Source organism: Myxococcales bacterium, from assembly GCA_023898405.1.
Classification (GTDB): domain Bacteria; phylum Myxococcota; class UBA727; order UBA727; family JABDBI01.
Genome location: CP060221.1, coordinates 148,444 through 174,208, shown reverse-complemented (window position 1 = coordinate 174,208; position 25,765 = coordinate 148,444). Strand labels below are relative to the sequence as shown.

Here is a 25,765-nt window from a genome sequence, read left to right as displayed (position 1 = left end):
TTGCTTAAAAATGATCAATAGTGAACGAAATATGACTTTGGGATCATAATGAAGAAATAAAAGTAGGCTATTTTGCTGATTATGGAGTTTATTGTAGACGTAGTTAAATATATAGGCTGTATGAATTAGTACCATGTGTTTTAATGTTGTTGTAATTTGAGTGCAACTTTAGTTTTTTAGGTTTATGATGATGGCGACGAGTCTAATTATACGCCTAAGAATTGTTGGTGATATTTTAACATCAAGTAATGAAAAATAAAGTGCTAAATGTAATGGTGAAAATATATTACCTGGAGAATCTTAAATATAATATGATTTCAAATAAAAACAGCCTCTTTGTGAGGCTATTTTTTTATGGTTAATAAAATTACAGTTTTCCAGTATCTATTTTGGCTATAACTTTATTGGATTTATCCAAAGCTGCTAAAATGCGTTTTTGTTGTTGTTTGGCTACCTTGTTCCATTTTTTAGATTGAACAAATTCGCCCAAAGCCTTGTTAGCTTTCAATAACATGACCAATCCTTCACCTGCTTCTTGAGCGCTTAATTTTTTAGCTTTCTTTTCTAGAGATAACATGGTCAAGCTGCTTGGAGCCTGGCTGGCATTTGTTGGAGGATTAATGTATCCGTCGGCTAGGCTTGCGGTAGCTTGAGCAACGTTTAAAGCTGTTTCAACGTTACCAGGTGTCACAACCGCCATAAGCACGGGAGTAACAGCAGCAATAACCGGAATTAAAGAAAGGCCTACTCCTGATGCAACTAAAGCGCCACCCAAAGCGGTTGCTCCAATCGGAATCAATACATTGGCGATACTTACTCCGGTCTTTATCAAAAACATGAGCTCATCGCTATTGGTGATGGTGGTTAAAGCTTTGTTCGCTAAACCTAAAGCGCCTTTAGCCACATCTTTCATAGTTTTAAATGTTGATGATACAAAATTAGTAACGGTACCGAAGGCTGATTTAACTGTATCTTTTAAGAATAAGTCAGACATCGTGGCTTCGTCTAAGACTAAGTCGCCATTTTTGATATCTTCCATCATCATTGGATCTAAAGCCATTTGAGTTACTAAATCTTTAGCTAAATCAATGCTATCTTGGTCTTTCAGCATCATTTCATCAGCCATCATATTAACCACAGCATCAGCCATGTAATGAGCTTCTAATTTTTCAAACGAATCAAATTGAGGATTTTCAGCTTTGAGCCCAAAAGAAAGGGACAGCGCTGCAATTATGCTAAACATAGGAATTTTCATATTTCTTACTCCATTCCAAAAAATATTTGCCAAAGTATTTTGAACACTTGGAGTCTGAATTTAGCAACCATAGATGATATACGCAGGTATAATGATCTGAAGTTTTAATGTCTTTAAAAATGTTCTGTAGATATCATAGAGCTGCCCAATCACTTTGGGAGAGTAGCAATGTTTAGGCGAGTAATGGTGGTTAATTGAGGTGAGATTGCTCAAAGGAACATCAGAACTTCAAATGAGTTAATCATAGAATCCGTGGCAGTAATGCTAGAAAATGTAGCCTATAGTGAGATTGAATAGAGGGATTGGGAATTGAGGTACCCAAGCACCTTCATTTTTATTAGGAGCAAAAATATAATTTAGTGACAAGCCTGTAGAAAGAGTTAGCCCACTTTGAAAAAGCCAAGCATAGCCTGATTCGATGCTCGGTATCACAACGAAGTGTGCCGAAGTAGGAACAAGCCCGCTATAACCTGTTCGCAAGAGAGCCTCTATAAACCAGCCACTTTCATGTGCTAAAGAAAAAGGCGAAAAACGAACACCAAGGCCACCGCCTATGCCAAATAGTTCGCTTGGTTTTGCTAGAGAAGCAGGGGGCCAGAAAAAGTGTGTGTCTAAAGCTAAAATTATAGATGTGTTTTTGCTCGTTTTTACGCCAAAGTGAAGATCCAAAAAACCAAGAGCCAAAGCTAAAGAATTAACTTTTATTGAGCGCATCTTTGGCTGCTGGTTTTGTTCTACATCTAGTGATGAGCAGCATAAAGAGAATAAAAATAGGACTAAGAAAAAAGATATTTTTTTCATTATTTTCCTGAGAGCCTTAGCAGGCTTATTCATTGTTTATACACAGGACCACTAAAATTTACTCTACTCAATAATGACTCGAGCCCAGCGTTTTTTTCCTGCGCGTAAGGTATGAGATCCTTGAGGTAAAACAAAAGCGATATCTTCGATTCGTTCACCGTCTACACTTACGGCACCTTGACGAAGGAGACGCTTGGCTTCAGAATTTGACGGCACAAGTTCAGACTCGACTAATGCATTGAGGAGCAAATAGCCATCTTTTGCTGCAAATTTGAAACTAGGGGCATCAACAGGGATTTCGTGACGATTAGCTGAGCCAAACAAACTATCAAATTGAGCTTTTGCTTCTTGAGCTTTTTCTGGTCCGTGAAAGCGTGTTACCAGCTCCATAGCCAATTGAATTTTGGCATCCTTAGGATGAATAGTTTTTAAATTTTCAATTTCTTCACTGCTTTTAAAAGAAAGAAGATCGTAGTAACGCCACATGAGTGCATCGCAAATGCTCATCAGTTTGCCAAACTGAGTATTGGCATCTTCTTCTACCCCAACATAGTTATTGTAGGATTTCGACATTTTTGCGCCGACGATTTTTCCATTTTCTTCTCGTGCTTCCAAACCTTCAAGCAAAGGCACTGTCAAAATGCATTGGGGTTCAAGATTAAAGTGTCGCATTAAATCTCTTCCAACTAAGAGGTTAAAAAGTTGATCGCTTCCTCCAAGTTCAACATCTGCCTTGAGCGCAACTGAATCATAGCCTTGAACAAGCGGGTATAAAAGTTCATGCATGGAAATTGGTTTTCCACTTTCAAGACGTGTTTTAAAATCTTCTCTTTCGATCATACGAGCCACAGAATACTTGCTTGCAAGTTTGATCACGTCATCAAAAGTAAAAGGTGCAAGCCATTTTGAATTGTATTCAATGATGGTCTTTTTCTCATCCAGAATTTTAAAAACTTGGCGTTTATAGGTGCTGGCATTAGCAATAATTTCGTCGTCAGTGAGAGGAGGGCGCGTGGTATTACGTCCAGAAGGATCGCCAATGCGTGATGTAAAGTCACCTATCAAGAAAATAACTTGATGTCCCAATTCCTGAAATTGGCGCATTTTAGTAAGTAATACTGTATGACCGAGATGTAAGTCAGGAGCTGTAGGATCAAAACCAGCTTTGATGCGAAGAGGAATTTTTTTCTCTTTGCTTTGAGCTAGTTTTTTTAACAAATCTTCTTCAACTTCGATATGAACAGCCCCACGTTTTAAAATTTTTAGCTGTTCTTTTGCATCGATAAAATCAGTCATGTCTGCTCACTTATGCTTTAAGTACATTTTCGGGTGTTAAAATAAAATCCATCTTTATATCATGTGCCTGAGTTGGTACAGCTTCAACTATTTGTTCTTTCAAGGCTACTCCCATGAGAATAGGAGATTTTGGTGAAAACAAAAGTGGGGCCAGGCATCGATCATAACATCCTTGCCCACGCCCAAGCCGTCTTCCGTGTTTGTCAAAAGCTCTTCCAGGCACAATGATGAGATCGAGCCTTGGAGACTCAATATAGTTCTGGGAGTGTTCTTCTATCCAGAGAAGCTGCGGCGCATTTTTCCAGGAGGGGGACGGAAAGAAAAGAGAACAGCCAGCATTTTTAAGTAAATTGGCAATAAATTTAATTTCAATCTCGTCGCTCATAGAATGAAAGAGCGCAACCTTTTTGATTTTTGAACGCCCATTTTGCAGAAACCAAGAAGAAAAAATTTCGGCAGCTTTTAACCCAGCCTCTTCGTAATCGCATTTTTTTTTAAGGCTGAGTAATATTTTTATTTGTGCTCTAAGTAAGTTTTTTTCAGATTGAGTCATGGAGCGGGACGACCGTCTGGTTGGGTGGTTTGGTTTGGTTCATTTTTAGGTGAAGGTTCAGGTTTAAGCTGTAAATCACCGAGAGCAGTCTCAACGTCATTTAATGCATTTGAAGCTTTGTTGCGGATACTGTCTCTTAGTTCAAAAAGTTCATCCTCTTTTTGTTTAAGCATGTCAGCAAGCTTTAGAGCAATCAGCAATACGCTCTGATGAGTAGAAACACTACGGGATCCCTTTCGGATATCTTCGATCTGATCAGCGACAAAATTGGCCAGTTTCTGTAGGTACTGTTCGCCTCGATCTGAGCGCAGAGCAAGTCTTTGCCCGAGTAAAACAACTTCAACTTTCTTTTTTTCATCTTCTTTAAAAATGCTGCTATCCATTTAATCGCCCTAAAAAGTAAATATACTAGCCCTTGTAGCGTCAAAATTTCAAAATAACAACGACTGAGCAAGGGCAGGTTTAAAGCAAGCATATTATAAAAGTTAAAGGTAAAATTGAGCAAGTTTGGCCAGGAATTTATAAATATAAATAGGCAATCCTAAACTTTGAAAAAAGCTAATTAAAATTCGCTTTTAAGAATTCGTCTAATAGCGGGATTTTTTTTCCTTACTAATTCAGGAGAAGAAGCTTGAGAGTATCCAACATATTCGTTGAGACGGTTAAGCGAACTATTAATGACGTTTCGTGATACCCGACTTGCAAGTAATAGCAATTTTATATGTTCTATTTCCGCTTTAGTGAGTAATTTGATTTGATCACAATAGTCTTCAAATGTGCAACGTATTTCAGAGTAGACTTCTGAATCATATTTGTGGTGTGAGTTTTTAATGATTAATTTTATTTCTTTAATTATTTCTTGATAAGGATCAATCGTTTTGTAGAATGTTTCTTTTTTATGTTCCTGTGTTTGGAAAATATAAGCACTGTTAGGGCACTCATTTTCTTTGTTTTTAGGTGAATAATCTTTATCGCTTTGCTCAATGCCCCAAACGGTTTCATTGATTGCATTTGAAAGAATCTGCCAATCATGCTCATCTTCAGAGGAGTAACTGGCGATGGTTAATGGGGAAAAAATAAATAAAAACACGTAATTGTGTATTTTAAACATAATTTAAGTCCTAATTAATAAGAGTAAAATTGAGTTTGATTTTTATGCGATTTTTAGAAAAATATCAATATGAGTTTTTAATTATTTAAATACGGGTAATGAGTTTTTTATTTTCGTGTTTAAAATATTTATTTTAAAAATACTAAATTGATCTAAGTAAAAATATGGGCTGAATTTGCTGATAGCCAGTAATAAACTAGAGGTAAAAATATAAGCCCTAAGAAACAGTAGGAAAGCGATTGTACCATTTTCTGAAACGATGAATACCGTCGTCACCTTGGGCAAGAACTGGTTTGTTTTTATATACTTTTGCATTCCAAATAGGTATGTCTTGAGCAAAGGTAGAGTTAATAAAATGAGATAGTGCTCTTGTGATAATTGGCGTCGTGGGACTTGATTTTGTCTCGCGCACTCGGGTAGTAAGATGGGCAATAACGTAGTTGCCGTGGACGGGAGTTACTGATGATAAGGTGATACACTCTCGCCCTAAAACTGAGTGCAAATGAATAGTCTGCAATCCTGGAATAACATAAGCTATTTCCATCATGGTATTAAACTGAATACCTAGCCGCTTTGTTACAGTCTGGTGTCTAAAACTCAGATTTCCATTTGGCTTTTCAGTAAGCTCAGGGCCATTCATAGGCACACCATGAACAGAATTAAAATGTTCCATGTCGACGCCATTTTCTAAGACATCAGATTGGCGAGTGTGAATATGATGAGCTCGTCCAATTGGCTTGCCCCATTTTTTACCGTCAAATAATGATATCTCGATAAATTCTTGATTATGAGCTGTTTTATTTGGATCAAAGTGCACAAAAATAATCCCATAGCGTTCAATGACACGCCATGCTCGTGTATTCATATTAGGGGTAATTTTTCCTTCTGATGAAATTTTTTGACAGCGACCGTCTCCATCAAATTGCCATCCATGAAAAGCGCATCTTATTTGATTGCCACATACTTTACCCTTAACACCGAGATGGGCACCTAAATGCGGGCAGTAAGCATCAAGAGCGTGAACTGAACCATCCTGTGCTCGGTAGACGATTAAATCTCTATCGCAAACTGTGAGTGATTTAATCTGCAGAGGCTTGAGTTCATGAGACCAGGCAACCTGGTACCAGCTGATGGGGTAGACTGCTTCAGAATTTTGTTGATGGAAAGTTTGCATAGCAATTTTAACACGCCTCTTTTATGCCTTTGAAAAAATGAACACTCATAAGTTTAATTCGTGTTGTAGCTTTTATTGTTTACAAATAACCATTGGTACAAATGAATTCATCCGCGAGAAAATAAATCTTAGCGATGTGTGTTTAACTAGAGATGTCGGTATCATTTATTTGAGATAGAAAGCATGAAAGAAAAAACAAAAAGGCATTCTTATCACAAGGAACTAAAAAAACTTCAGATCGAATTGGTCAAGTTTCAACATCATCTGATCAAAAATAATTTACAGATTCTGATCTTATTTGAGGGACGAGACACTGCAGGAAAGGATGGAGTTATAAAGCGCTTCGTGCAACATTTAAGTCCCCGTGAAACCAGAGTAGTGGCTTTGGGTAAACCTTCAAATAGTGATATCAACTCATGGTATTTTCAACGCCATGTGGCACACCTGCCCTGCAAGCAAGAAATGGTTTTGATGAATAGGAGTTGGTACAACCGAGCAGGTGTGGAGCGTGTTATGGGCTTTTGTAATGAACACCAGTATCGGGAATTCATGAAGTCTATTTTGCCTTTTGAATTTCTTTTAGTCAGTTCTGGTATCCAGATTTTTAAGTATTACCTAGATATTTCTAAATCCGAGCAAGAACATCGTCTCAAAGCTCGTAGAACGGATCCTCTTAAACAATGGAAGAGCAGCCCTATTGATGCCGTCGCTTTAGAATATTGGGATGATTACAGCAAAGCGCGTAACGATATGCTTATTGAAACGCATAACGATATAACTCCTTGGTACATTGTTCATGCTGATGATAAAAAAACAGCACGACTAAATGTAATACGCCACTTTATGTCGTGCGTGAGCTGTCCAGATAAAGATGAATATGCTCAAAAAGCCGACGATAAAATCGTGTTTAGCTTCGATGAAAAATATATTAGAAATGGTGCTATAGCTCCTTAAAAAATGTTTTGAAAATTAATTTTTTAGAGTCACGTTAGAACTCTTAAAATTTATTGTTAATCATTTTCAGTAGTCTCTTGGCTAATTTTTAACTTCTTGGGGAACTATAAAAACATTGTTTTGAATTTCTGATGGGGCAACATTTAGATTGTCGCTTATAATTTTTGCTAGCGAGCGATTATTGATGTAGCTGTGCGTATACCCCAGCAAGCCAAGAGAATGTTCCCGCTGGAAATCGCGGTCATTGAGGTAAAAAAATCGATCCCCGTCTCGCAGAGCCTTGAATTGCATGGAGAGTATATCGTAGATAGTTTGACCTACAGCTTTCCCTTCGAGTTCAGGCTCGCCCAGCATTGCAACCCAAAGATCCACATCTTCTAATGAAGGATAGATAGTTAAGAGAAGGTCACGGTATTCAGGGGGAATTTCGCTGCCGCCATTAAACATCGCTCGTGTTTGTATATAGTCCGGAAGTCCATGATCCCGTGAACGCTGAATATTTATCATGGCAAGATCAAGTCCCCGATTTGTACCTGGTGGTCCAAACAAAAAATTCCTAATGCCATCAACAATTTTATTGTCGATGCGCTCGGAGTAGCTTGATGCAGCTCCTCTAAAAAGATCCGCAAGTGTATTTTCATTAAGCAGGGATGGTTTAAAAAACGCATCAAATAACGCTAACTGTGTTGTCTCGCCCTGTTTGTTTTTTAAGGGAATTGTGTCTGCCACCATGGTGTGACCGAGTCTGAATCCTGCAGCTGAAAAAAGATTGGTGATGCGAGGATCAGCGCTTTCTTGATAGCCTTCGTAGGCTGGTAAATTTATACCCAATGCAGGTAAAAATTCGTTGTAGCTGATAGCTTGAATGAGCGCTCCCACAATTTTTCTGGCGGATTGAAATACAATTTCATCATTATTAATCCCAGAACGAGATCTGATTTCTCGAGCTAAGCGATTATGTTCGCGCATAAAGAGGGTATGCATAGAAAGAAGACCTAAAATTTCATTTGCTCGCGTATCTCCTGCTACATAAAGATCTGCGGGAGAGCTAAGGTCTGGATTTTCAACTAAGCCAGCCATAGGAGGGGAGCTGCCGTCTGCTTCGCCAAAAGGCAAAAAATCCCCTAAGGAAGTTTTCAATTCTCCTAGGCTATAACTTCTTAACCAATCAGCACGAAGATCTGAAGAACCATAAATTTGAGAGCCATCAATGAAACTGGTGATAAAATTAAATTGCATACGCGGATTCTCTTCGTCTAAGCCCGTATCAGATATTTTTTCGCTACGGAAAAAAGTAATCCCATTTCTGGTCATATCATCATCGAAGGGCGGAATAGAAAAACTATCGTCGTTGCCAATGGGGGCTAAGGTCATGTCATGATCGATAAATTGTCCCCAAATGTAGGCTATTTGAGAAAGATGTGCGGGGCTTGGAATAGAGGTGTCTTGAGCAAAAATGGTGTTGGATACTAAGCGTGGGTGAGGCAAGCCCGATGTGTTTGGTGTATCACCATCTGGCATGTAGTGAGCCGGCATCATTCTGCGTATAGCAGATACCATGGTGGGATTGATAAGAGCCTCAAGACCTGCTGTTTGCATGATAGTCGGTATGAATATGGCGCTGCTCGTATTTTGTTCTGTTCCTTCTGCTCCCATACCTAAATTATTAGGATTATTGCCAGAGCCATTAAAGGTGCGGAATTCTCCCAGTGATACTATGAAACGACTAAAACCATTACCGCCACCTCCGTGCCTGCGGGATGTGGGATTAAGAGTATCGTTGGGGTATATTTTTTCATTTTCGGCTTTCAAAGTATCTTGTTTTTCGTTCCAGGTAGAGGCATCAGTGGTAGTGCTATGCTCTTTAAGTACTGATGGCTTTTCTTTAAGTTTGATGGGTTTTGAACAGCCGCTCAAGAAAAAATATATCAATAATATTCCAGCCTGTAGCTTAAATAATTTTAGTGTCATATAAACCCTCGCCGCATATCTATTGAACAGCATGGGATAGTATCAGCTTGAATATTATTAATGATGTAAAGCAAGAAAAAACTATAAAGTTATTATTATGTCAGTAATTTATGCTGAACAGTGCACAGCCTCTAGAACTCAAAAAAATACTTTTTAAAAAGTTCTAGAGATTGATAAGTTTTTTATGAAGCCAGAATGTATGCAAACATCAGAGGAGCAACGATAGTTGCATCTGATTCAATGATGTATTTGGGTGTGCTCTTTTCTAGCTTGCCCCAGGTGATTTTTTCATTGGGAACAGCACCCGAATAAGACCCAAAAGAAGTAGTGCTGTCACTGATCTGGCAAAAGTAACTCCATCGTCTGACGCTGTCTTGCTCAAGATCTTGGGCTATAAGAGGAACGACACAGATAGGAAAATCACCAGCAATACCTCCACCGATTTGAAAGAATCCAATGCCGTGGTTTTTGGTATTTTCTTGGTACCAGTCGATCAAAAAGTGCATTTGCTCAAGCCCACTTTTGATCGTGTTGATATTTTTAATTTTTCCTTTGATTACATTGGATACAAACATATTTCCCAAAGTTGAATCTTCATAACCTGGTGTAACGATTGGTAAGTTTTTTTCCATAGCAGCCAGTAGCCAGCTGTTTTTCGGATCGATTTGGTATTCTTTTTTGAGTGCACCTGATTTTAAAAGTTCATAGAAAAATTGATAGGGAAACATGCGCTGGCCGCTTTGATCTGCTTTGCTCCATAAGCCGATCATGGGGTGTTCGATTTTGCGCATTGCTTCATCTTCGGGAATGCAGGTGTCGGTTACACGATTAAGTCCCTTTTCAAGGAGCTGTTCTTCTTGTTCAACAGTTAATGCACGCCAATCCTTTATGCGAACATATTCATTGTGAGCCACCAGGTTAAAAACGTCCTCTTCCAAATTGGCGCCGGTACAACAGATTATGTGGACTTTATCTTGACGGATCATCTCAGCCAGACTGATGCCAAGCTCGGCAGTGCTCATTGCTCCGGCAAGTGTTACCATCATTTTGTTGCCAGCCTTAAGCTGTGAAACATAAGCTTCAGCAGCGTCAACTACACTTGCTGCATTAAAATGCCGATAATTTTCGACCATAAAAGATTTAACGATTTCAAATTGGTCATTTTTGCTCATAGAGCCTCCTTAAAAATACCTGACCTATCTAGCTAAACTAAAGGCATATGCCAATAGATATAACAAAAACTGTTCTTAAGAGGACGCTATGAAGCTTTGTCAAAAAGTAACGTTAGATAAACGGCACATGTTGAATATGTCGCTCGTTGTCCAAGATGATGCAGCTGCTTCGTGGCTTACTAAAGCTCATGAACTCAGCTTTTACCCTTTTTCGTTGAGAGCCCATAGTGATTTGGAATTGGAAGGAGTGAGCAAGGCCTGCAAGCTAGAGCTTACGATTATCATTAGTGATAATGAACAAAATAAACCTATTTTTAAAGGTCTATCGTCAACCAGTTCGCTCCTACTGGTTGCAGAAATTATTCAAGGTTTGACAGAGTGCATCGAGGTTTTTGGTTTTAAACTCGAACAAATCCAAGCACAAGAAATATTTTTAAAAATATCATTGAGCAGCGAGGCGCGCCCTAAAGGAGAAGTTCTAGGAGCATTGATGCTTCTTAAAACGAGTATCAATGCGCTGCTTTTTGTCAGAGGCTTGGAGCTTCGACATGCCAAGCTTGTGCAGAGCTCTTTTGAACAAGAAAGTACAAATATTATTGAAAAAATATTCTATGAGCGCGCCGATGTTGCATTGTGAACGAGCACAAAATTTTGTTTCTCTTAATATTGAACATGGTTTTTTTACTCGTGAGGGTGGAGTTTCGTCGCATCCATTTGCATCTTTGAATTGCTCTTATTTGGTGGGTGATGAGCCAAAAAATGTCGAGATAAATCGGCAAAAGATTCTGAATTTTTTAAAGCTTTCGAGCAAACAGCTCATGGTGCCCAAAATTGTCCATGGTAACAATGTATTGATGCTTAACGAAAACGATAGTGCAGAGACTGTTGCTCAGACGGAGGCTGACGCACTTATTTCTTGTTCTACCTCTCATGTGCTTGGTATGACCTATGCTGATTGTTTAGCTATCATGGTGGCAGCTGAGGATGCTTCTGTTGTTGCGATAATCCATGCAGGCTGGCGAGGGCTTCTTAATGGTGTGGTGGATGACACATTAAGAAAAATTTATGAAAATTATTCACGAATAACACTAAGAGCCGCTATTGGACCTGCTCTATCAAAAAGTGCCTTTCACTTTTCGGGTGATGGCTTTCTACAATTTGAGAAGCGTTGGCCTCAGTGTACTGCCATCGAGAACGGCAAAACTTTTGTCGATCTTGTTGAGGTAGCGAAAGCACAGCTCAGTGCATATTCTATCGATGTAGAAAAAGTGGGTGGGTGGACAGAGCAGGATCCTGTTCGATATTTTTCTTATCGCCGTGATCAAAAAGAGAGCGGTCGTCATCTTGCTGTCATTTGTAAAAAATAATTTAAATATATTCATCAAGAGGGGCTTTTTTAGCCAAATCAATTTCTAACAACTATAAAAACTTAAGCGCTTATGATGGCTCTCGGTCGAGTGACGGATGCTTATTGCTTAAAATTTATACAAGATAATCGCTCAGGTAGCCAAAAAAACGTACAACTTTAGACACCCGGGGGGGAATGATGTCTGATGGTTTTGCTAATGCTAAAAAAAATATAAAAAAAGCTGAAGAAAGAAAATTAATCGAAAAATCGCTTAAGGGAGATGAACAATCTTTTGCAGTACTTTATAAACGTTACCATGGTCAAGTACACGCCTTTTGTTCACGCATGCTGCGAGGAAGATTTGATGTGGAAGATGCTGTGCAACAGGTTTTTTTGGAGGCATGGCGCTCCCTGAATCGCTTTGAAGGACGTTCACTTTTTTCTACATGGCTAACAAAGATTGCCATACACACGTGTTTGAGTTTTCACCGTAAAATGGGGCGTGTGGTCCTTCATTCAAGCGATGAAATAGATCCTTTGGAAAACGGTGTCGATATCATGTGGAGCCAAAGCCCAAGCGTTCCTGAAAATGAAATTTTACTAGGAGAGAGAAAAACAACGGTTAATAAACTGCTTTCTCGCATGACTCCCAAGAAAAAACAGGTATTTGTAATGTCTGATATGCAAGGAATGACGGCGCCTGAGATCGGGGCAATACTAAAAATACCCGATGCTACGGTGAGAACAAGGCTCTTTCATGCTAGGCGAGAATTCAGTTCTTGGGTAGAGCGTAATAAAAATTATAAAGATATTTTAGCTTAAAAAATGTCGTTGCTGTCGATGGAAGAATTGAGGAACTAGAAATAGCCGCTTCTCAAAAGATACGGCTATTTTTTTGTATCTCATTCTTAATCTCTTATTCTATATATTTATTTGATGTCACAAATCTTTGAGATATTTGCCCGAATGGAGGTCAACTTATTCAGAAGGGCATTGAAGTGACAAAAAATATTTCCTTATTATTGTATATCGCCATGCTGTACAAAACCGAGCTGGTGTCTTTTGCCCTAAAATCACAGCTTTTATCTCACTGTCTTTTGCTAAAGCCTCTTTTGCAATTCCTAATGTTTGGCTGGTCCACTCAAGAAAAGACTTAGCTTTATCAAATTGGGTTTTTAGTTCCGCATTTTTATTTGACCTTAAACGAAATTTCTCCGTCGTTTTTTTGAGTGATTTAACGTCTGCAGCTGATGCTACGAGTTGATTACGCATTTCTACCTTAACGTCAGTAAGTGATGGTCTATTAGCTAGAGTAAATACCTGACGATTATATATCTCCGGCAAATAATGTACGTCATATGCTGCATACTCTTGTTGGGCTGGCGTAAGTTGAGCTTTTTCCCAATCACTGGTTTGCTGTTCTTTTGAAAGACCGACAGCGAAATACTTTTGTACGATATCTTTATAACTTATTGCATTATTCATTCCTAAAAATGATTCTGCTATTTGAGTATCCCAAATATTTTCCACACTACCCTGAGGAAGAAGAGCATTTATTAACTGAATGTCAATCTTTGCAGCATGAAAAATTTTCACCACCGTTTCATCGCTAAAAATTTTAAAAAAATCACTCAGTTCAATATGTTGAGCATTGATTTTCTGTATATCTACCAGGTAGATGTCTGGGGTTAGAACGTCGTTCTTAATAATTCCCACTTGTATCAGTCGGATAGTCGCTGGTTGTCCGTAGAATTCTGTGTCAATCGCTAAGGTCTTAGCATGCATCACTTTTATTAAAAAATTTTGCAGCTCTTCCTGGTTATCAACCATTTGAAAATTAAGCGCTAAACAAACATAAGAGTAAAAAATAACAAATATATAAAAGAGTTTTTTCATATTATATAAACCTGAAAAATTTAATTATGATAACTGGTGTGTTTATGTAGTTATTAATCGATATTTATGCAACCGATGAATAGGGTTTTTTCTGGTTGTTATGAGTGTTGAGTTGTTGTTTAATTGTTGTAGTTGTATTGTGGTTTAAAAGACTTAGAAATTACCTGAATAATTATCAGTTGTACTCGCTGTCGCCAAAAATCAAGCTCAGCCGGGGGGATACGCAATTTAATACCAGCAAGAACTCTTTTGCTACCTTCTTTGTCGTGCATATTAGCTGGAGTTACAGTTCTCAAAGAGAAAGCCCTTGTTATCCACAAGAATGTTACGTTTTATACCTTTTATCTTCTTTCCTCCATCAAAGCCTTTATGCCCCCTTTTTAAACCGTTTTGACTGATTGTAAGTCAATAATGCCAATGTTTGCATATGGGTTCTTACCGAGTCTTCTAGGCAGCTTATGTCGTAGACGTTCATGAAGTTGAGAACAAAGCCCTGTACTTTGCCACTTTCTAAAGTAGCCGTATACTGTTTGCCTAGGAGGAAAATCTTTTGCTATAAACGCCACTGGCAGGGATTATAGGTACTGCCTGCAAACTTTGGACACTTTTAAAACAGCTTCTCAGTATTTAAGAATGATCGGCTCTGATGCGAGCAGCCGTATGCGTGAAGCGTAATTCTGGTTCACAGGCTCTACCATATTTCCAAAAACAAGGCTGACTCTTGGAGTTTTATTTCTTATTCCTGGCTTTACCGCCAGTAGGTATCGATAATGAGGACTCTGATTGCTATTTAATTTCTCTCGCTACGCTTTTGCTAAATACTCAAGAATTTATTGAAGGAGTAAAAGAAGGTAGTAATAAAATTTATAAAAACTTAGTCAAAAAATATCATGAAGCACAAATACAACAAAAAACTCTAAGCAGTAATAAAGAAAGTGCTTTTCGTATATTTAAAAATTATCTGATTGCTGAGCATTCAGATGTTTGTAAACAAGGTGAAGTGGGTGACTCTGGCTCGGTTTTTCAAAAAATTTACAAAGATATTCTTATTGCTACCAATAATAAATGGCCCTTACCTGTAAAGCTTCAAGTAGAGGATGATGATGGAGTTTCTTTTGAAAAAAAGCATATTTTCTGAGCTACACTGGTGTAGATGGGCAAAAAATGGACAGTGATTCAGAAATTACATTTGAAAATCAATTATTAGAAAGCTTTAAAAGTGGAGGAGTGGTTAGGGGAAAAATCTTAAACATACCGAATCAGTTAATATTTGATACAGATATGTCGGCTGCTGAAAAAATAAATTTCTTTGTTATTCCTAAAGAATTGTGAGCTACTCCTCAGCAGCAAGAGATTAAATACGAGTTGTCTTTTATGGCGGTTAATGTAAGTCAGGTTCATTATATTTGTTATATAAAATTTAATAATGTCTGGTGTATTATAGATGACAAGAGTGTTTCAAAAATAGGACAGAATACTAAGGAAATCCTCAAATATATGAGGGACAGTCCCGACAATCTATCGTATAGAATTAATTTAGCCCAGTACAAGCGTGTTAATTAAATAAGACAGCAAGTTCATATACTCGATTAGCAGTAAGCTGGCTGGAGGCTGCTAATAAATTATTTAAATATCAGCAGCTGAAAAGTCTATTTAACAGATTGATTAATCTAAGAAAATATAATTCCCAGACTCATCTTTGATGGCGGTACCTGCCATAGTGGTTTTTATAGGTTTACCATTAACAAAGCATTTTGGGGGCATGGATTTTTGACATGTAGGTACATCTGAAGAAGAAAATTCAGACGCAGAAATGCTTTCTTCATGGTTTTTTGTTGAATTGGTATCAGCACAACCGCTTGATATTAAAGTGAAAATAGTTATCAAAATTGCCGCAATATATTTCATAAATGTTTTCCTGTTTTTGTGTTCTAAATATGTTGAATTGATTTAGTAATTATTTATTTTTATTTGCAGTAGATCTATGGGTTCTTATTGTTTTTTATTTGGAAATTATTTTTTTTGTAATGAAAAATAATATTATTTCAAGCTGTTATCTTGTTGTTTGAGCTTTTTCCTGCTGCAGCCTTATTATCACGAAAGAGTTTACCAATGGTTCTCGCCAATGAACCATTTTTGTGCTAAAATAGTCAACTCCTAGGGCTGTGTGGTGGCTTGCTAACACCATCAGAAGCTAAAGAATGGGATAGGGACTTTTTAGTTTTTTTTGATTCATTAATGTTTAGTTATTTGGTAAAGGGTGAGAAGATTTTATGGCAAAATTTAGAATTGGCGACAAAGTGGTCTATCCAGCGCACGGTGTAGCGGAAGTCGATAAAATTGAAAAAAAGAGTATAGGGGGCTATGAACAGTCATTTTATGTTTTACGTCTGCTTGACAGCGGAATGACTTTGATGGTGCCTACAGCGAATGAAGAACAAGTTGGTATGCGAAGTTTGGTGGAAGAATCTGATGCTGATAAAGTCTTTGAGGTTTTACGCAAAAAAGAAAAAATCACTGACGGAACGACATGGAATCGTCGCCACCGAGAGTATATGGAGAAGATAAAAACTGGTTCTGTTTTTGAAGTGGCAAAAGTTTTACGTGATCTTTACGTGCTTAAAGGCGATAAGGAACTAAGTTTTGGAGAAAGAAAGATGCTGGATACTGCGCGTTCGCTCCTCATGCTTGAAATCAGTATAGCTAAAAACATTAGTGTGAGTGACGTAGAGAATAAATTTAAACAAATTTTTCGTTGCTAGTTTTCTGAACCGAGAGTTGTTATGAGTCGATCACCTTGGTACCGCCTGAGTTTGAGTGCTGTATTATTCATTTCAGTGTTTTGGCTTTGGTATAGTCGTTTTGACGAACTCGCCTACCATACGTGGGAAAAGTCTGAGCTTATTGATATAGGCGATGCTCTGAATTTTTCCGAACAACGCGCAAAGATCCCCCCGAATTCCTACGTATCAGTCAGCGGTGTCTTAGGAAATAAAGCGGCTTCTCTAAAAGGTTTGCGATCTGGTTCATTTCGCTTTGGGCATTATCAGGTTCGTCATCTTTTAGGTTCAAAATTATATATAGAATACCCTGAATCAGTTTATGGGCGGACGTATCGCCCGTTCATGAAAGTTCAGCTCAAAGGACGGCTTGTATCTTTTGGGCCAGACTCAGAGCTTATCAAAGTGCGTCAGTTTTTTAAAGATTATTATAATGTCAAAGTCGACGACAGCGCCATGCTGATAGTTGTTGATGAAGAGCCGCGAAGTGAGCTGATTTATTTGATTTTTGCGCTGTTATCGGTGTGCGTTATAATTTTAAGTTTTTATTTTTCTCTGCGATCTTTTAATAAGCCAAGTAATCCTTAGCGTTTCTTTTATTCAGTAGGATCTTTAGTATCTTTGTTTTTTGGATTTAATTGAGGACTTGTTTCCTCCTCTCCTTTCAGAGCATGGCGGAAATTTCTTATGGCTGTGCCCAGTCCAGTGGCTACACCTGGTAAGCGTTTTCCACCAAAGAGTACAAGAACTATGGCAAATATTATGGTTAACTCCCAAGCCCCAATTCCAAGCATGATGGCCTCCATCGAAAAATATTCTAGAAATTGTGAAGTCGCACTACCTTTGGCAGAAAAAAAGTGTAGCGACAATAGATACTCTTTCTCTTTAAGGAAACTAAAATATTTTGCTTCTGGGCTTTTGAGTGATTTGGGAATTGAGACTGCTCAACTCGACGTAAGAATTTTATTGGAGCATGTGCTTGGCTATGACCATCAAGAGAGCTTTTTTTATCCTGAACGTATGATGACCTCAGAACAAGAAACACAATTTCTAAAACTTCTAAAACGAAGAATGTGTTTTGAGCCAATAGCGTACATTATAGAAAGTAAAGAATTTTTTGGCTATGATTTTAAGGTAAATAGTCGCTGTCTCATACCAAGACCAGATACTGAATGTGTTGTGGAACAGTGCCTTTCACGACTTAAAAGTGGTGATCGTGTATATGATATTTGTACCGGAAGCGGGGTTATTGCTATAACTCTTCTGCGCGAATGCCCACAAATCACTGCTGTGGCAAGCGACTTATCTCAGCAGGCATTGGATATAGCTTCTATTAATGCTCATAAATTGGGAGTAGCTGACAGAATTGATATGCGGTGTGGTGATTTATTTGCTCCGTTCGGTCCTATGGAGCAAGCGCAACTTGTTGTTGCTAACCCTCCCTATATTGGGCAAGAGGACTATGAAAATTTATCCGCCACTGTTAGAAAATTTGAACCTGAAATGGCTTTGAAAGCGGGAGACGAAGAAGGTATTGTATTTTACCGCCGACTTTTGTCTGATGCTCTTCGGCATTTAGTAAGTTCAGGATATTTAGTGCTGGAAATTGGCTTTAATCAGGCGCACCTCATAAAAAGTCTTGTTAGCGAATATTGGCGAGATTGCCAAGTGATAAAAGATTTGGCAGGGAACGATCGAGTTATAGTTTTACAAAAAAAATAAGTGAGTAGTAGTTAAATGGAAATGTTAGTTATTGAAGGTGGGTGCTCTTTAAAAGGCGAAGTAACAATATCGGGTTCAAAAAATTCGGCCTTGCCCGTGCTGATAGCAAGTCTTTTGTGTGATGGTAAAAGCTCTATTCGTAATGTTCCCAACCTTGCAGATACTCGCTTTTTATTGTCGCTTTTGGGTGCTCTTGGACCTGAATGTCATTTTGAAAACAATGAAGTTATTATCGATGCTACATGTATAGGAAGTCATCGAGCAAATTATGAGATGGTGCGAAAAATGCGTGCTTCGGTATTGGTGCTTGCACCTCTCCTCGCACGCTTAGGACGCGCCGAAGTTTCATTACCTGGAGGCTGCGCTATCGGTAGTCGGCCCGTTGATATTCATCTGCAGGGTTTGGAGTGTCTTGGGGCAAGCATAGAAGTTAGCGAAGGCTATATCCATGCTGAACTAAAAAAAGGGCATTTTATTGGGGCGGATTTCCAATTGCCTATGCCCTCAGTCGGAGCAACAGAGCAATTGATAATGGCAGCAGTGTTGGCTCAGGGAGTGACTACGCTTAGTAAAGTTGCGAGGGAGCCAGAGATTGTAGAACTCTGTGCCGCACTCAATAAGGCAGGTGCAAATATTGAGGGAGCCGGGACATCGACACTTCGTATTAGTGGGGTGAGTTCACTTTGTGGGCTTGATTATAGTATCAAAGCTGATCGCATAGAAGCAGGAACTTTTATTGCTATTGCCGGAGCGACCGGCAGCTCTATTAAGCTTAAAAATATTTGCGGGCAAGATATTAGCAATATAACTGAGAGATTTGCCAGTGCGGGACTCCGATTCAAAAGCTATGAGAACAGTTGTGAAGGGCTTATAGATTTAGAAGTTATTCCTTGTTCTCGATTGAAAGCGACTGACATAGAGACAGGTGCTTATCCTGGTTTTCCAACTGATATGCAGGCCCAATTTATGGCTGCCATGGCATTGGCGGAAGGAACCTCAGTTATTTACGAGCGAATTTTTGAAAACCGCATGATGCATGTGCCTGAATTAGGGCGCATGGGAGCAAATATAAAAGTTGAAAAGGGGATAGCAAAAGTAAACGGGATAGAATGCTTGAGTGGAGCTCAAGTAATGGCTACTGATCTCAGGGCTTCGGCGAGTTTGGTGATAGCAGCTTTGGCAGCTCATGGTACGAGCGAAATCAGGAGAGTGTATCATCTTGATCGAGGCTATGAAAGTTTGGAGAAAAAACTGGAACAACTAGGAGCACGTGTTAAGCGTGTCACACAAATATAAAAGGAGAGTTTATGAATTTGCAAAAAAGAGTAGTGGAAGACTGGAAGGCTGCTATGAAAAATAAGGATGCTCGGAAGGATGCCTTGAGCATGATCATAGCTGAATTAAAAAATCGGGCAATCAAAGATAATATTATGGGGGGAGATGGACGCAGTGTCAGCGATGATACAGCATTTGAGGTGCTACAAAAGATGGCGAAACAGCGTCGAGAAGCAATGGAGTCATATCGCGCTGCGGGCCGACAAGATTTGGCTGAGAAGGAAGAGCGAGAACTGTTTGTGGTAGAAGCTTATCTGCCAAAAAGTTTGACAGATGATGAACTCGAAAGTTTGGTTAAGGAAGCCATTGCCGAGTCTAATGCGAGCAGTATGAAAGATATCGGTAAAGTAATGGGAGTTGCGATTAGCAAAGCAGCCGGCCGTGCCGACGGAAAGCGAATACAGGCAGTTGTTAAAAGTTTGCTCTAGCTATGTTCGGTTTATAAATGAACAATAATGTGATCCAAGAAATAAAAAAACGTATTCTCTTAAGTTCAATTGTGGGACAAGCAGTTGAACTGAAAGGGAGAGGTTCACATTTTTTAGGTTTATGTCCTTTTCATAAAGAAAAAACCCCATCTTTTCACGTGAGAGATCACTTGGGTAGCTATAAATGCTTTGGATGTGGGGCTTCTGGCGATATTTTTGCATTTATTATGCGTATAAGAGGGATAGCTTTTAAAGAAGCCCTTGGTGAACTGTGTGATAAAGCAGGCATAGAAGCTTTTAGTCAAAAAGCTAAAAGCCAATTTCTGCCAGATGAGCAGATTTTACTTCATGCCCAAGCTGTCGCATCCCGTTATTTTGTGGAACAGCTTTTTAGTGATGCTGGTCGTCATGCTCTTCGCTACTTATTAGAAGAGCGTCGCTTAAAAGAATCGATGCTCCGTCAGGCAGGTTTGGGATTTGGCGGTGTAATAAAAAATGATTTTATAAATTATCTTTTGAAAAATAACATAAAAGAGAAAACTGCAATCGAGGCAGGTCTACTAAAGCCAGGAGCATTTTCTCTAGTTCCTCAGTTTTTGGGAAGAATCACTATTCCAATAAAAAGAGTTGATGGCAAAATTATTGCTTTTGGTGGAAGATCGTTGCTTAGTGAAAGCGATAATGCTCCAAAATATGTAAATACTCAGTCTTACAAATTTTATGAAAAGAAAAAAAATTTTTATGGGGTTTTTGAATCACAAAAAGCAATTTTAAAAGGCAAAACACCTTTTTTGGTTGAAGGATATTTTGATGCTATGGCGCTTTGGGCTATAGGTGTTCCTGCCTTGGCGCTATGTGGTACAGCCCTATCGGACGAGCATATTAAGCAATTTAAAAGAATTTCTTCGCGCGTGATTATCTGTTTTGACGATGATAAAGCAGGGTTTAAAGCATTGAAAAGTTCTTTGGTGAAATTTTGGCAGGCAAACATTACTACTCAGGCGGTGGTGCTTGAAAAAAAAGATCCAGGAGATTATCTGGCTTTGGGTCAATTAAACATTCTTAAAGAAAGAATCCAGCAATCTATAGATGCGACGTGCCTTGTTATTGAGCGTGTAGCCCTAAATATAGATCGCGAAATTAGTAGCAGAATCCATGAAATTGATGAGCTTTTGCCTATACTAGCAAGTATCTCGCGCCCTCTGGTCCGCAGGCAATACGTGGCATATTTAGCAAATAAATTGCATGAAGATCCTGGCATCTTGTGGACAGAAATTTCTCAAAAGGCCAAGAAAAATTCTTATAGGCAAGAGGTTCAAAAAGTTCAGGAAAAAAACAACGAGTTTCAATTGAACGTGGAAGAAAAATGGTTGCTGGAAATTTTATATTCAGCCCCGGATTTGATGGATGAGATTTCTGATTCATTGTGGGAGCGAGTACGCCCCGAGTTAAGAACATCTTTTGCGCAGATTGAAAAACATCACGAACTGATTAAACAGTTGCCTCAAAGAGATGACGTGTTGAAGTTTTCACTAGATGAAGCTCGAGAAATGCTATCAGCTCTACAAGTGCGGGTTGATAAATCTGTGAGCCGTAATGTCTTGAAAGCCAAGCGTCAGAAGTTGCAAGAAGCTGAAAAAAATAAAGATTTTGCATCAGTGTTTGAAACCTTGCGTGAGCAAAGTTCGATCTTGGCAAAGAATAAAATTAGGAATTCTAAGCCCAGGGAGCATAGTGTGAAGTCTTCCGAAGAACCTAAAAAAGTCATTGAAATAGCAAAGTTAGACTCACAAGAAATAGAGTTTGATTGCGAAAACGATTGGTTCTAAATAAGCTCTTTTAAATTGTACAGAGGTGGGCATTGCCTAATGCTGTTAGGGAGCCTAAAATTCCAGTGTGTATATTTACTGCGTAGATTGATGATTGTCCTTGAATAGTTTGTTAGGCTGAATCACTAAACAACATGTAACGGCCTTTCACTTTGTTTTTTGCTTTGAAAAACGAAGCATAAAACTATGAGCATAGGCTCTAGACAGGCTCTCATAGGCGTGTGGTTTGGTAAAATAATTTTATTGTCGGTGGTACGAACGATGAGTTTAAAATCAAAAAAAGAAACCCCTGTTGCTTCTTCAACTAAAGGAACGAAGAAGAGCGCTGTAGTGTCTAAGGCTAAGAGCGAGGAAAACAGCGCTGCTTTAAAGACGTCGATAAGTGGAGCTAAAAAGAGTGGCAAGGTGGAAAAGGACCAAATACTGAATAAGTCAGGTACTTCTGAAAAAGCTATTTTAAACAAGTCTTTGTTCGAGAAAAAAGAGATTAAAAAGCTTTTGCAAAAAGGTAAAGAAAGAGGCTCCATCAGTTTCGACGAGCTCAATGAGGGGCTTGGTCCGGAAGTTAACAGTGTCCAAGAAATTGAGAATGTCATTGCCATGCTGGCAGAGTCAGACATTGAGGTCATAGAAGATCCATCAAAAGAATTTCCTGACATGATGATGCGGGAAAGTGATGAGGAATTTGACGAGGAAAGTGTTGAAGATGAAACAGAGTTCAATGAATTTGCCAAAGGCAATGATCCCGTTCGTCTCTATTTAAGTAGAATGGGATCAGTAAATCTTCTCACGCGTGATGGCGAGGTTGATATTGCTAAGCGTATTGAACAAGGTGAGATAGAGGTACTTGATGCTGTGCTAGGAACAACCATTTGTCTTTCCGAAATTTTGGAACTCGGAGATCGCTTAAGAAAGGGCAAAATCCGCGTTAAAGAAATCGTCAAAGAAAATGAACCTGGTGAAGATGGGCAAACAATTGAATTTGACGAGCCAAAAGTGACAGAGCGCGCGTTGCGCATCATGAGCGAACTTAAAATTCTACGCGAAAGATATGAAGAGCAGCTTGAGAAATATCAAAAGGCGAAAAGTTCCGGCAAAAGCATGGAACATCAAGAAAGGCTTGCAGAACTACAAGCTGAAATTGTAATGCAGTTGAGAGATCTTAAGATCAACAAACGCCAAATTGATCGTATTGTACAGCGCATTAAAGTATTGGTTCGCAGAATTACGAAAGCGGAATTTGAACTCGCTAATATAGAGCGTATGGCTCGTGATAATAGCACTACTATTTTAAGGGAACTTAGAGAAGCGCGTGACTCGAATGAGCAAATGCTTGTATTGGCAAAGAAATGGCATCAACCAATTGAGCTTTTACAAGAATGGTATCGCACCATTGTAATGGCGGTGCATCGCGTTAAACGCGTAGAAGAAGAAGCTCAAGTTGATGTAGATACTCTGCGAGAAACCAGTAAAAATATTGCTCGTGGAGAAAGAAAAGCTAACAGAGGAAAAGAACAATTGGTTGAGGCCAATCTGCGCTTAGTTGTTTCCATCGCTAAAAAATATACCAATCGTGGTTTGCAATTTCTTGATCTGATTCAAGAAGGCAATATTGGTTTGATGAAGGCTGTTGATAAATTTGAATATAAACGTGGCTACAAATTTTCCACCTATGCAACCTGGTGGATTAGGCAGGCGATTACTCGTGCAATTGCCGATCAAGCGCGTACTATTCGTATCCCTGTACACATGATCGAGACTATCAACAAACTTATTCGGACAAGTCGCTATTTGGTACAAGAGCTGGGCCGGGAACCAACTCCTGAAGAGATCGCAGAAAAAATGGAGTTGCCTGAAGATAAAGTGCGAAAGGTTTTGAAAATTGCCAAAGAACCAATTTCTTTGGAAACTCCCATTGGTGATGAGGATGAAGGAGGCTCTTCTTTGGGTGATTTTATCGAGGATAAAACAGCAACCAACCCATCCAATGCTGTTATGCAGATGAATTTGGGGGAACAAACCCGTAAAGTTCTTGCAACTTTGACTCCTCGTGAAGAAAAAGTTTTGCGCATGCGCTTTGGTATTGGTGAACGTTCGGATCATACCCTAGAAGAAGTTGGACAAGATTTTGAAGTAACGCGTGAACGTATTAGGCAGATTGAGGCTAAAGCCCTAAGAAAGTTGCGTCACCCTTCGAGAGCTAAAAAATTATTTGCCTTTTCAGAACCAGGCAGGCCTGTAAATCGCAGCACTTCAAATTCGAACTAATAAATTAGTTTGTTCCAAGAATTAGTGAGGCCAAAGATGGTCTCATTTTTTTTGCGATACTTTTAAAATACTTAAAGCAGATAATTGTGTTTTTTAACAGTTTTTACGGGTTTTCTTAGTCTAATCGAGTAAGGGAGAGATTTTTATCAAGAGTGGTGATTCTTGAAATAAAAGATATTGTCTGAACGCTCTTAGCTATTTGGATTTGTGCCTCACTTTTTTAACTTTTGAAGTGAGGGGCACGAAATTTCTAAAATTAAAGAGGAGCGAGAGTATGAAACATTATCCCTTAGCTTTAAATGTTGTTTTAACCTTTTGTTCGCTGATCGGGAGTTTAGCTTTATTTTGTTATAGTTCAGACACGTATCAAGAGTATGAACAAATTGAAATTTGTGACGATAACCGAAGTGAAATCAACCCTAAAATTTATGCAACATCAAAATATTACAAAGGAGTTCACGGGAAGAATAAAAAAAATGCGCAGAAAATCAAAAATATTGGTTGGCGAAATTTTAAAAAAGAGTGCAAACATTTTTTTTCTGAAACAGATTTATCAAACAGGCAAATAAAATCTTTGTGCGAAAAATATTTTAATGAAATAAAAATTTACCCTCCAAAAGCTCATGCTTGCAGCAAACGACAACCTCAGAAAAATTTCCAAGTAAAGAGTGGCGTTGGACAGCAAATGATCTCATACGATCAACAAAAAATATGGAGCGGTGATTATAGAAATAGTCGAGACAAATCTAAAAAAAACAAGAGAAAAAATTATTGCAAAGAAAATTATTCTACGCCAAATATTTCTGTGTCATGTGGCGAAACTATGCCATTTAGATTTATTTGCATAACGATGTTTTGCCAGATGTGGTAATTGTAAAACCAATTTTACGACGCTAACTGAATGCTCACGACCAAAAGATCGCGAGGTGAGCATGGTAAGCACTGTTCGTGTAGTTGTGAACATTAAAAAAGATATTCTAGATCCTGCAGGGGAAGCGCTTAAGAAGTCACTGCAGAGGCAGGGGATTGAGACGCCTCTCGTTCGTATCGGTAAGGTCATCGATGTGACGCTCAATGATCGGCAAGAAATTTCTGAGCAGATCAATAAAATAAAGACGGCAGCATCTGAAATTCTTTCCAATCCAATCATGGAAGATGCACAGCTTTCATTCATCGACGAGAATGATCATGAACAATAAAGTGCGTCCAGGTGTTGTGGTATTTCCTGCATCAAATTGTGAGCGAGATATCATTACCGTACTAAAAGAAGTTTATGAACTTGAAGCACTTCCTATTTGGCATAGTGATGAATTCATAGGCGATGATATTACCCACTTGTTTTTGCCAGGTGGGTTTTCTTTTGGAGATTATCTTCGAGCAGGGGCCTTAGCTGCGCATTCCCCGATTATGCGTGCAGTTAAAACTTTTGCTCAAAACGGCAAAAAAATTTTAGGCATCTGCAACGGTTTTCAGGTTTTGTGCGAAGCAGGTCTGCTGCCTGGAACATTACTTAAAAATAGTCATGGCCGTTTTGTATGTAAGATTACCAAGGCTGATTATTCTGGAATGAATTGTTCTTTGGCACCTATAGCGATTGATGTCGCTGTAGCTCATGGCGAAGGAAGATATTTTGCCGATGAAGAAACCTTGGAGCAACTTGAGCGTAATCAACAAATTATTTTGCGTTATCAAGAACTCGATGAAGATAATGCCGCGAGCATAAATGGTTCTGCTCATGGAATTGCTGGAATTGTGGCAGGGATAAAGCGCAATATTATCGGGATGATGCCTCATCCTGAAAGACTAGCAAGAGAAGCAATGCATGGGCGAGATGGCTGCGTAATCTTACAAGAATTTCTATTTGGTTAAGAA

At 38.8% G+C, this 25,765-nt stretch carries 29 protein-coding genes; 16 read left to right on the top strand and 13 right to left on the bottom strand.

Annotated elements, in window-relative coordinates; all coding sequences use genetic code 11:
- Window positions 1–367: 367 nt before the first annotated feature.
- From H6731_00885 to H6731_00855, 7 genes are all read right to left on the bottom strand, one after another.
- Entirely contained in the window at window positions 368–1,150 is a 783-nt protein-coding gene (locus H6731_00885) for a hypothetical protein (protein ID USN51002.1), read from the bottom strand.
- A 369-nt stretch (window positions 1,151–1,519) separates the two neighbouring features.
- Entirely contained in the window at window positions 1,520–2,056 is a 537-nt protein-coding gene (locus H6731_00880; protein USN51001.1) for a hypothetical protein, read from the bottom strand.
- Between the two features lie 63 nt (window positions 2,057–2,119).
- Window positions 2,120–3,352, bottom strand: coding sequence for a tyrosine--tRNA ligase (locus H6731_00875; GenBank protein ID USN51000.1), 1,233 nt, complete (start codon window positions 3,350–3,352; stop codon window positions 2,120–2,122).
- Between the two features lie 10 nt (window positions 3,353–3,362).
- The gene (locus H6731_00870) at window positions 3,363–3,905 is read right to left on the bottom strand and encodes a 5-formyltetrahydrofolate cyclo-ligase (GenBank protein ID USN50999.1); all 543 of its coding nucleotides are present in this window, start codon (window positions 3,903–3,905) and stop codon (window positions 3,363–3,365) included.
- Window positions 3,902–4,288 (bottom strand): cell division protein ZapA, encoded by a 387-nt coding sequence (locus tag H6731_00865; GenBank protein ID USN50998.1) that lies wholly within the window; start codon window positions 4,286–4,288, stop codon window positions 3,902–3,904. The genes H6731_00870 and H6731_00865 overlap by 4 nt, the downstream gene beginning before the upstream one ends.
- Before the next feature lie 179 nt (window positions 4,289–4,467).
- Entirely contained in the window at window positions 4,468–5,016 is a 549-nt protein-coding gene (locus H6731_00860) for a hypothetical protein (GenBank protein ID USN50997.1), read from the bottom strand.
- Between the two features lie 217 nt (window positions 5,017–5,233).
- Window positions 5,234–6,190, bottom strand: a complete 957-nt coding sequence (locus H6731_00855) for an aromatic ring-hydroxylating dioxygenase subunit alpha (protein ID USN50996.1) — start codon at window positions 6,188–6,190, stop codon at window positions 5,234–5,236.
- Between the two features lie 183 nt (window positions 6,191–6,373).
- Here H6731_00855 and ppk2 point away from each other — a divergent pair, with 183 nt between their 5' ends.
- Entirely contained in the window at window positions 6,374–7,144 is a 771-nt protein-coding gene (ppk2, locus tag H6731_00850) for a polyphosphate kinase 2 (GenBank protein USN50995.1), read from the top strand.
- An 81-nt stretch (window positions 7,145–7,225) separates the two neighbouring features.
- Here the strand turns inward: ppk2 and H6731_00845 are convergent, their stop codons facing one another.
- Window positions 7,226–9,115, bottom strand: coding sequence for a peroxidase family protein (locus tag H6731_00845; GenBank protein ID USN50994.1), 1,890 nt, complete (start codon window positions 9,113–9,115; stop codon window positions 7,226–7,228).
- A gap of 182 nt (window positions 9,116–9,297) precedes the next feature.
- The gene (locus H6731_00840; GenBank protein ID USN50993.1) at window positions 9,298–10,287 is read right to left on the bottom strand and encodes a deoxyhypusine synthase family protein; all 990 of its coding nucleotides are present in this window, start codon (window positions 10,285–10,287) and stop codon (window positions 9,298–9,300) included.
- Between the two features lie 88 nt (window positions 10,288–10,375).
- Between H6731_00840 and H6731_00835 the strand changes: the two genes are divergently transcribed.
- The 3 genes from H6731_00835 (at window position 10,376) to H6731_00825 (ending at window position 12,457) form a co-directional block, all read left to right on the top strand.
- Window positions 10,376–10,924, top strand: a complete 549-nt coding sequence (locus H6731_00835) for a hypothetical protein (GenBank protein USN50992.1) — start codon at window positions 10,376–10,378, stop codon at window positions 10,922–10,924.
- On the top strand, window positions 10,911–11,654 hold the full coding sequence (locus H6731_00830; protein USN50991.1) for a laccase domain-containing protein: 744 nt from the start codon (window positions 10,911–10,913) through the stop codon (window positions 11,652–11,654). The genes H6731_00835 and H6731_00830 overlap by 14 nt, the downstream gene beginning before the upstream one ends.
- 176 nt (window positions 11,655–11,830) lie before the next feature.
- On the top strand, window positions 11,831–12,457 hold the full coding sequence (locus H6731_00825; protein USN50990.1) for an RNA polymerase sigma factor: 627 nt from the start codon (window positions 11,831–11,833) through the stop codon (window positions 12,455–12,457).
- A gap of 156 nt (window positions 12,458–12,613) precedes the next feature.
- Here the strand turns inward: H6731_00825 and H6731_00820 are convergent, their stop codons facing one another.
- Window positions 12,614–13,531: a ribonuclease D gene (locus H6731_00820; protein ID USN50989.1), complete on the bottom strand. Its 918-nt coding sequence runs from the start codon at window positions 13,529–13,531 to the stop codon at window positions 12,614–12,616.
- 119 nt (window positions 13,532–13,650) lie between these two features.
- A complete protein-coding gene (locus tag H6731_00815) occupies window positions 13,651–13,827 on the bottom strand; it encodes a hypothetical protein (protein USN50988.1) in 177 nt (58 codons plus the stop codon).
- A gap of 425 nt (window positions 13,828–14,252) precedes the next feature.
- On the opposite strand from H6731_00815, the gene H6731_00810 reads away from it, so the two are divergent.
- Both H6731_00810 and H6731_00805 read left to right on the top strand, forming a co-directional pair.
- Complete coding sequence (locus H6731_00810; protein USN50987.1) at window positions 14,253–14,669, top strand: hypothetical protein; 417 nt, start codon at window positions 14,253–14,255, stop codon at window positions 14,667–14,669.
- Window positions 14,670–14,695: 26 nt separating this feature from the next.
- A complete protein-coding gene (locus tag H6731_00805; protein ID USN50986.1) occupies window positions 14,696–14,863 on the top strand; it encodes a hypothetical protein in 168 nt (55 codons plus the stop codon).
- A 333-nt stretch (window positions 14,864–15,196) separates the two neighbouring features.
- Here the strand turns inward: H6731_00805 and H6731_00800 are convergent, their stop codons facing one another.
- Window positions 15,197–15,439, bottom strand: a complete 243-nt coding sequence (locus tag H6731_00800) for a hypothetical protein (GenBank protein ID USN50985.1) — start codon at window positions 15,437–15,439, stop codon at window positions 15,197–15,199.
- Window positions 15,440–15,804: 365 nt separating this feature from the next.
- Here H6731_00800 and H6731_00795 point away from each other — a divergent pair, with 365 nt between their 5' ends.
- The gene (locus H6731_00795) at window positions 15,805–16,293 is read left to right on the top strand and encodes a CarD family transcriptional regulator (GenBank protein ID USN50984.1); all 489 of its coding nucleotides are present in this window, start codon (window positions 15,805–15,807) and stop codon (window positions 16,291–16,293) included.
- A gap of 21 nt (window positions 16,294–16,314) precedes the next feature.
- A complete protein-coding gene (locus tag H6731_00790) occupies window positions 16,315–16,899 on the top strand; it encodes a hypothetical protein (protein ID USN50983.1) in 585 nt (194 codons plus the stop codon).
- 8 nt (window positions 16,900–16,907) lie between these two features.
- Here H6731_00790 and H6731_00785 read toward each other — a convergent pair whose 3' ends face one another.
- Window positions 16,908–17,117: a twin-arginine translocase TatA/TatE family subunit gene (locus tag H6731_00785; GenBank protein USN51902.1), complete on the bottom strand. Its 210-nt coding sequence runs from the start codon at window positions 17,115–17,117 to the stop codon at window positions 16,908–16,910.
- A gap of 112 nt (window positions 17,118–17,229) precedes the next feature.
- Here H6731_00785 and prmC point away from each other — a divergent pair, with 112 nt between their 5' ends.
- The 8 genes from prmC (at window position 17,230) to purQ (ending at window position 25,762) form a co-directional block, all read left to right on the top strand.
- Entirely contained in the window at window positions 17,230–18,033 is an 804-nt protein-coding gene (prmC, locus tag H6731_00780; GenBank protein ID USN50982.1) for a peptide chain release factor N(5)-glutamine methyltransferase, read from the top strand.
- A gap of 15 nt (window positions 18,034–18,048) precedes the next feature.
- Entirely contained in the window at window positions 18,049–19,329 is a 1,281-nt protein-coding gene (gene murA / locus H6731_00775) for a UDP-N-acetylglucosamine 1-carboxyvinyltransferase (GenBank protein ID USN50981.1), read from the top strand.
- A gap of 11 nt (window positions 19,330–19,340) precedes the next feature.
- On the top strand, window positions 19,341–19,796 hold the full coding sequence (locus H6731_00770; protein USN50980.1) for a GatB/YqeY domain-containing protein: 456 nt from the start codon (window positions 19,341–19,343) through the stop codon (window positions 19,794–19,796).
- Between the two features lie 17 nt (window positions 19,797–19,813).
- Complete coding sequence (gene dnaG / locus H6731_00765) at window positions 19,814–21,625, top strand: DNA primase (GenBank protein ID USN50979.1); 1,812 nt, start codon at window positions 19,814–19,816, stop codon at window positions 21,623–21,625.
- Between the two features lie 261 nt (window positions 21,626–21,886).
- Complete coding sequence (gene rpoD / locus H6731_00760; GenBank protein USN51901.1) at window positions 21,887–23,893, top strand: RNA polymerase sigma factor RpoD; 2,007 nt, start codon at window positions 21,887–21,889, stop codon at window positions 23,891–23,893.
- 274 nt (window positions 23,894–24,167) lie between these two features.
- Complete coding sequence (locus tag H6731_00755; protein ID USN50978.1) at window positions 24,168–24,764, top strand: hypothetical protein; 597 nt, start codon at window positions 24,168–24,170, stop codon at window positions 24,762–24,764.
- A gap of 61 nt (window positions 24,765–24,825) precedes the next feature.
- Window positions 24,826–25,092 (top strand): phosphoribosylformylglycinamidine synthase subunit PurS, encoded by a 267-nt coding sequence (gene purS / locus H6731_00750; protein ID USN50977.1) that lies wholly within the window; start codon window positions 24,826–24,828, stop codon window positions 25,090–25,092.
- Window position 25,093: 1 nt separating this feature from the next.
- Window positions 25,094–25,762, top strand: a complete 669-nt coding sequence (purQ, locus tag H6731_00745) for a phosphoribosylformylglycinamidine synthase subunit PurQ (GenBank protein USN51900.1) — start codon at window positions 25,094–25,096, stop codon at window positions 25,760–25,762.
- The last annotated feature ends 3 nt before the right edge of the window (window positions 25,763–25,765 follow it).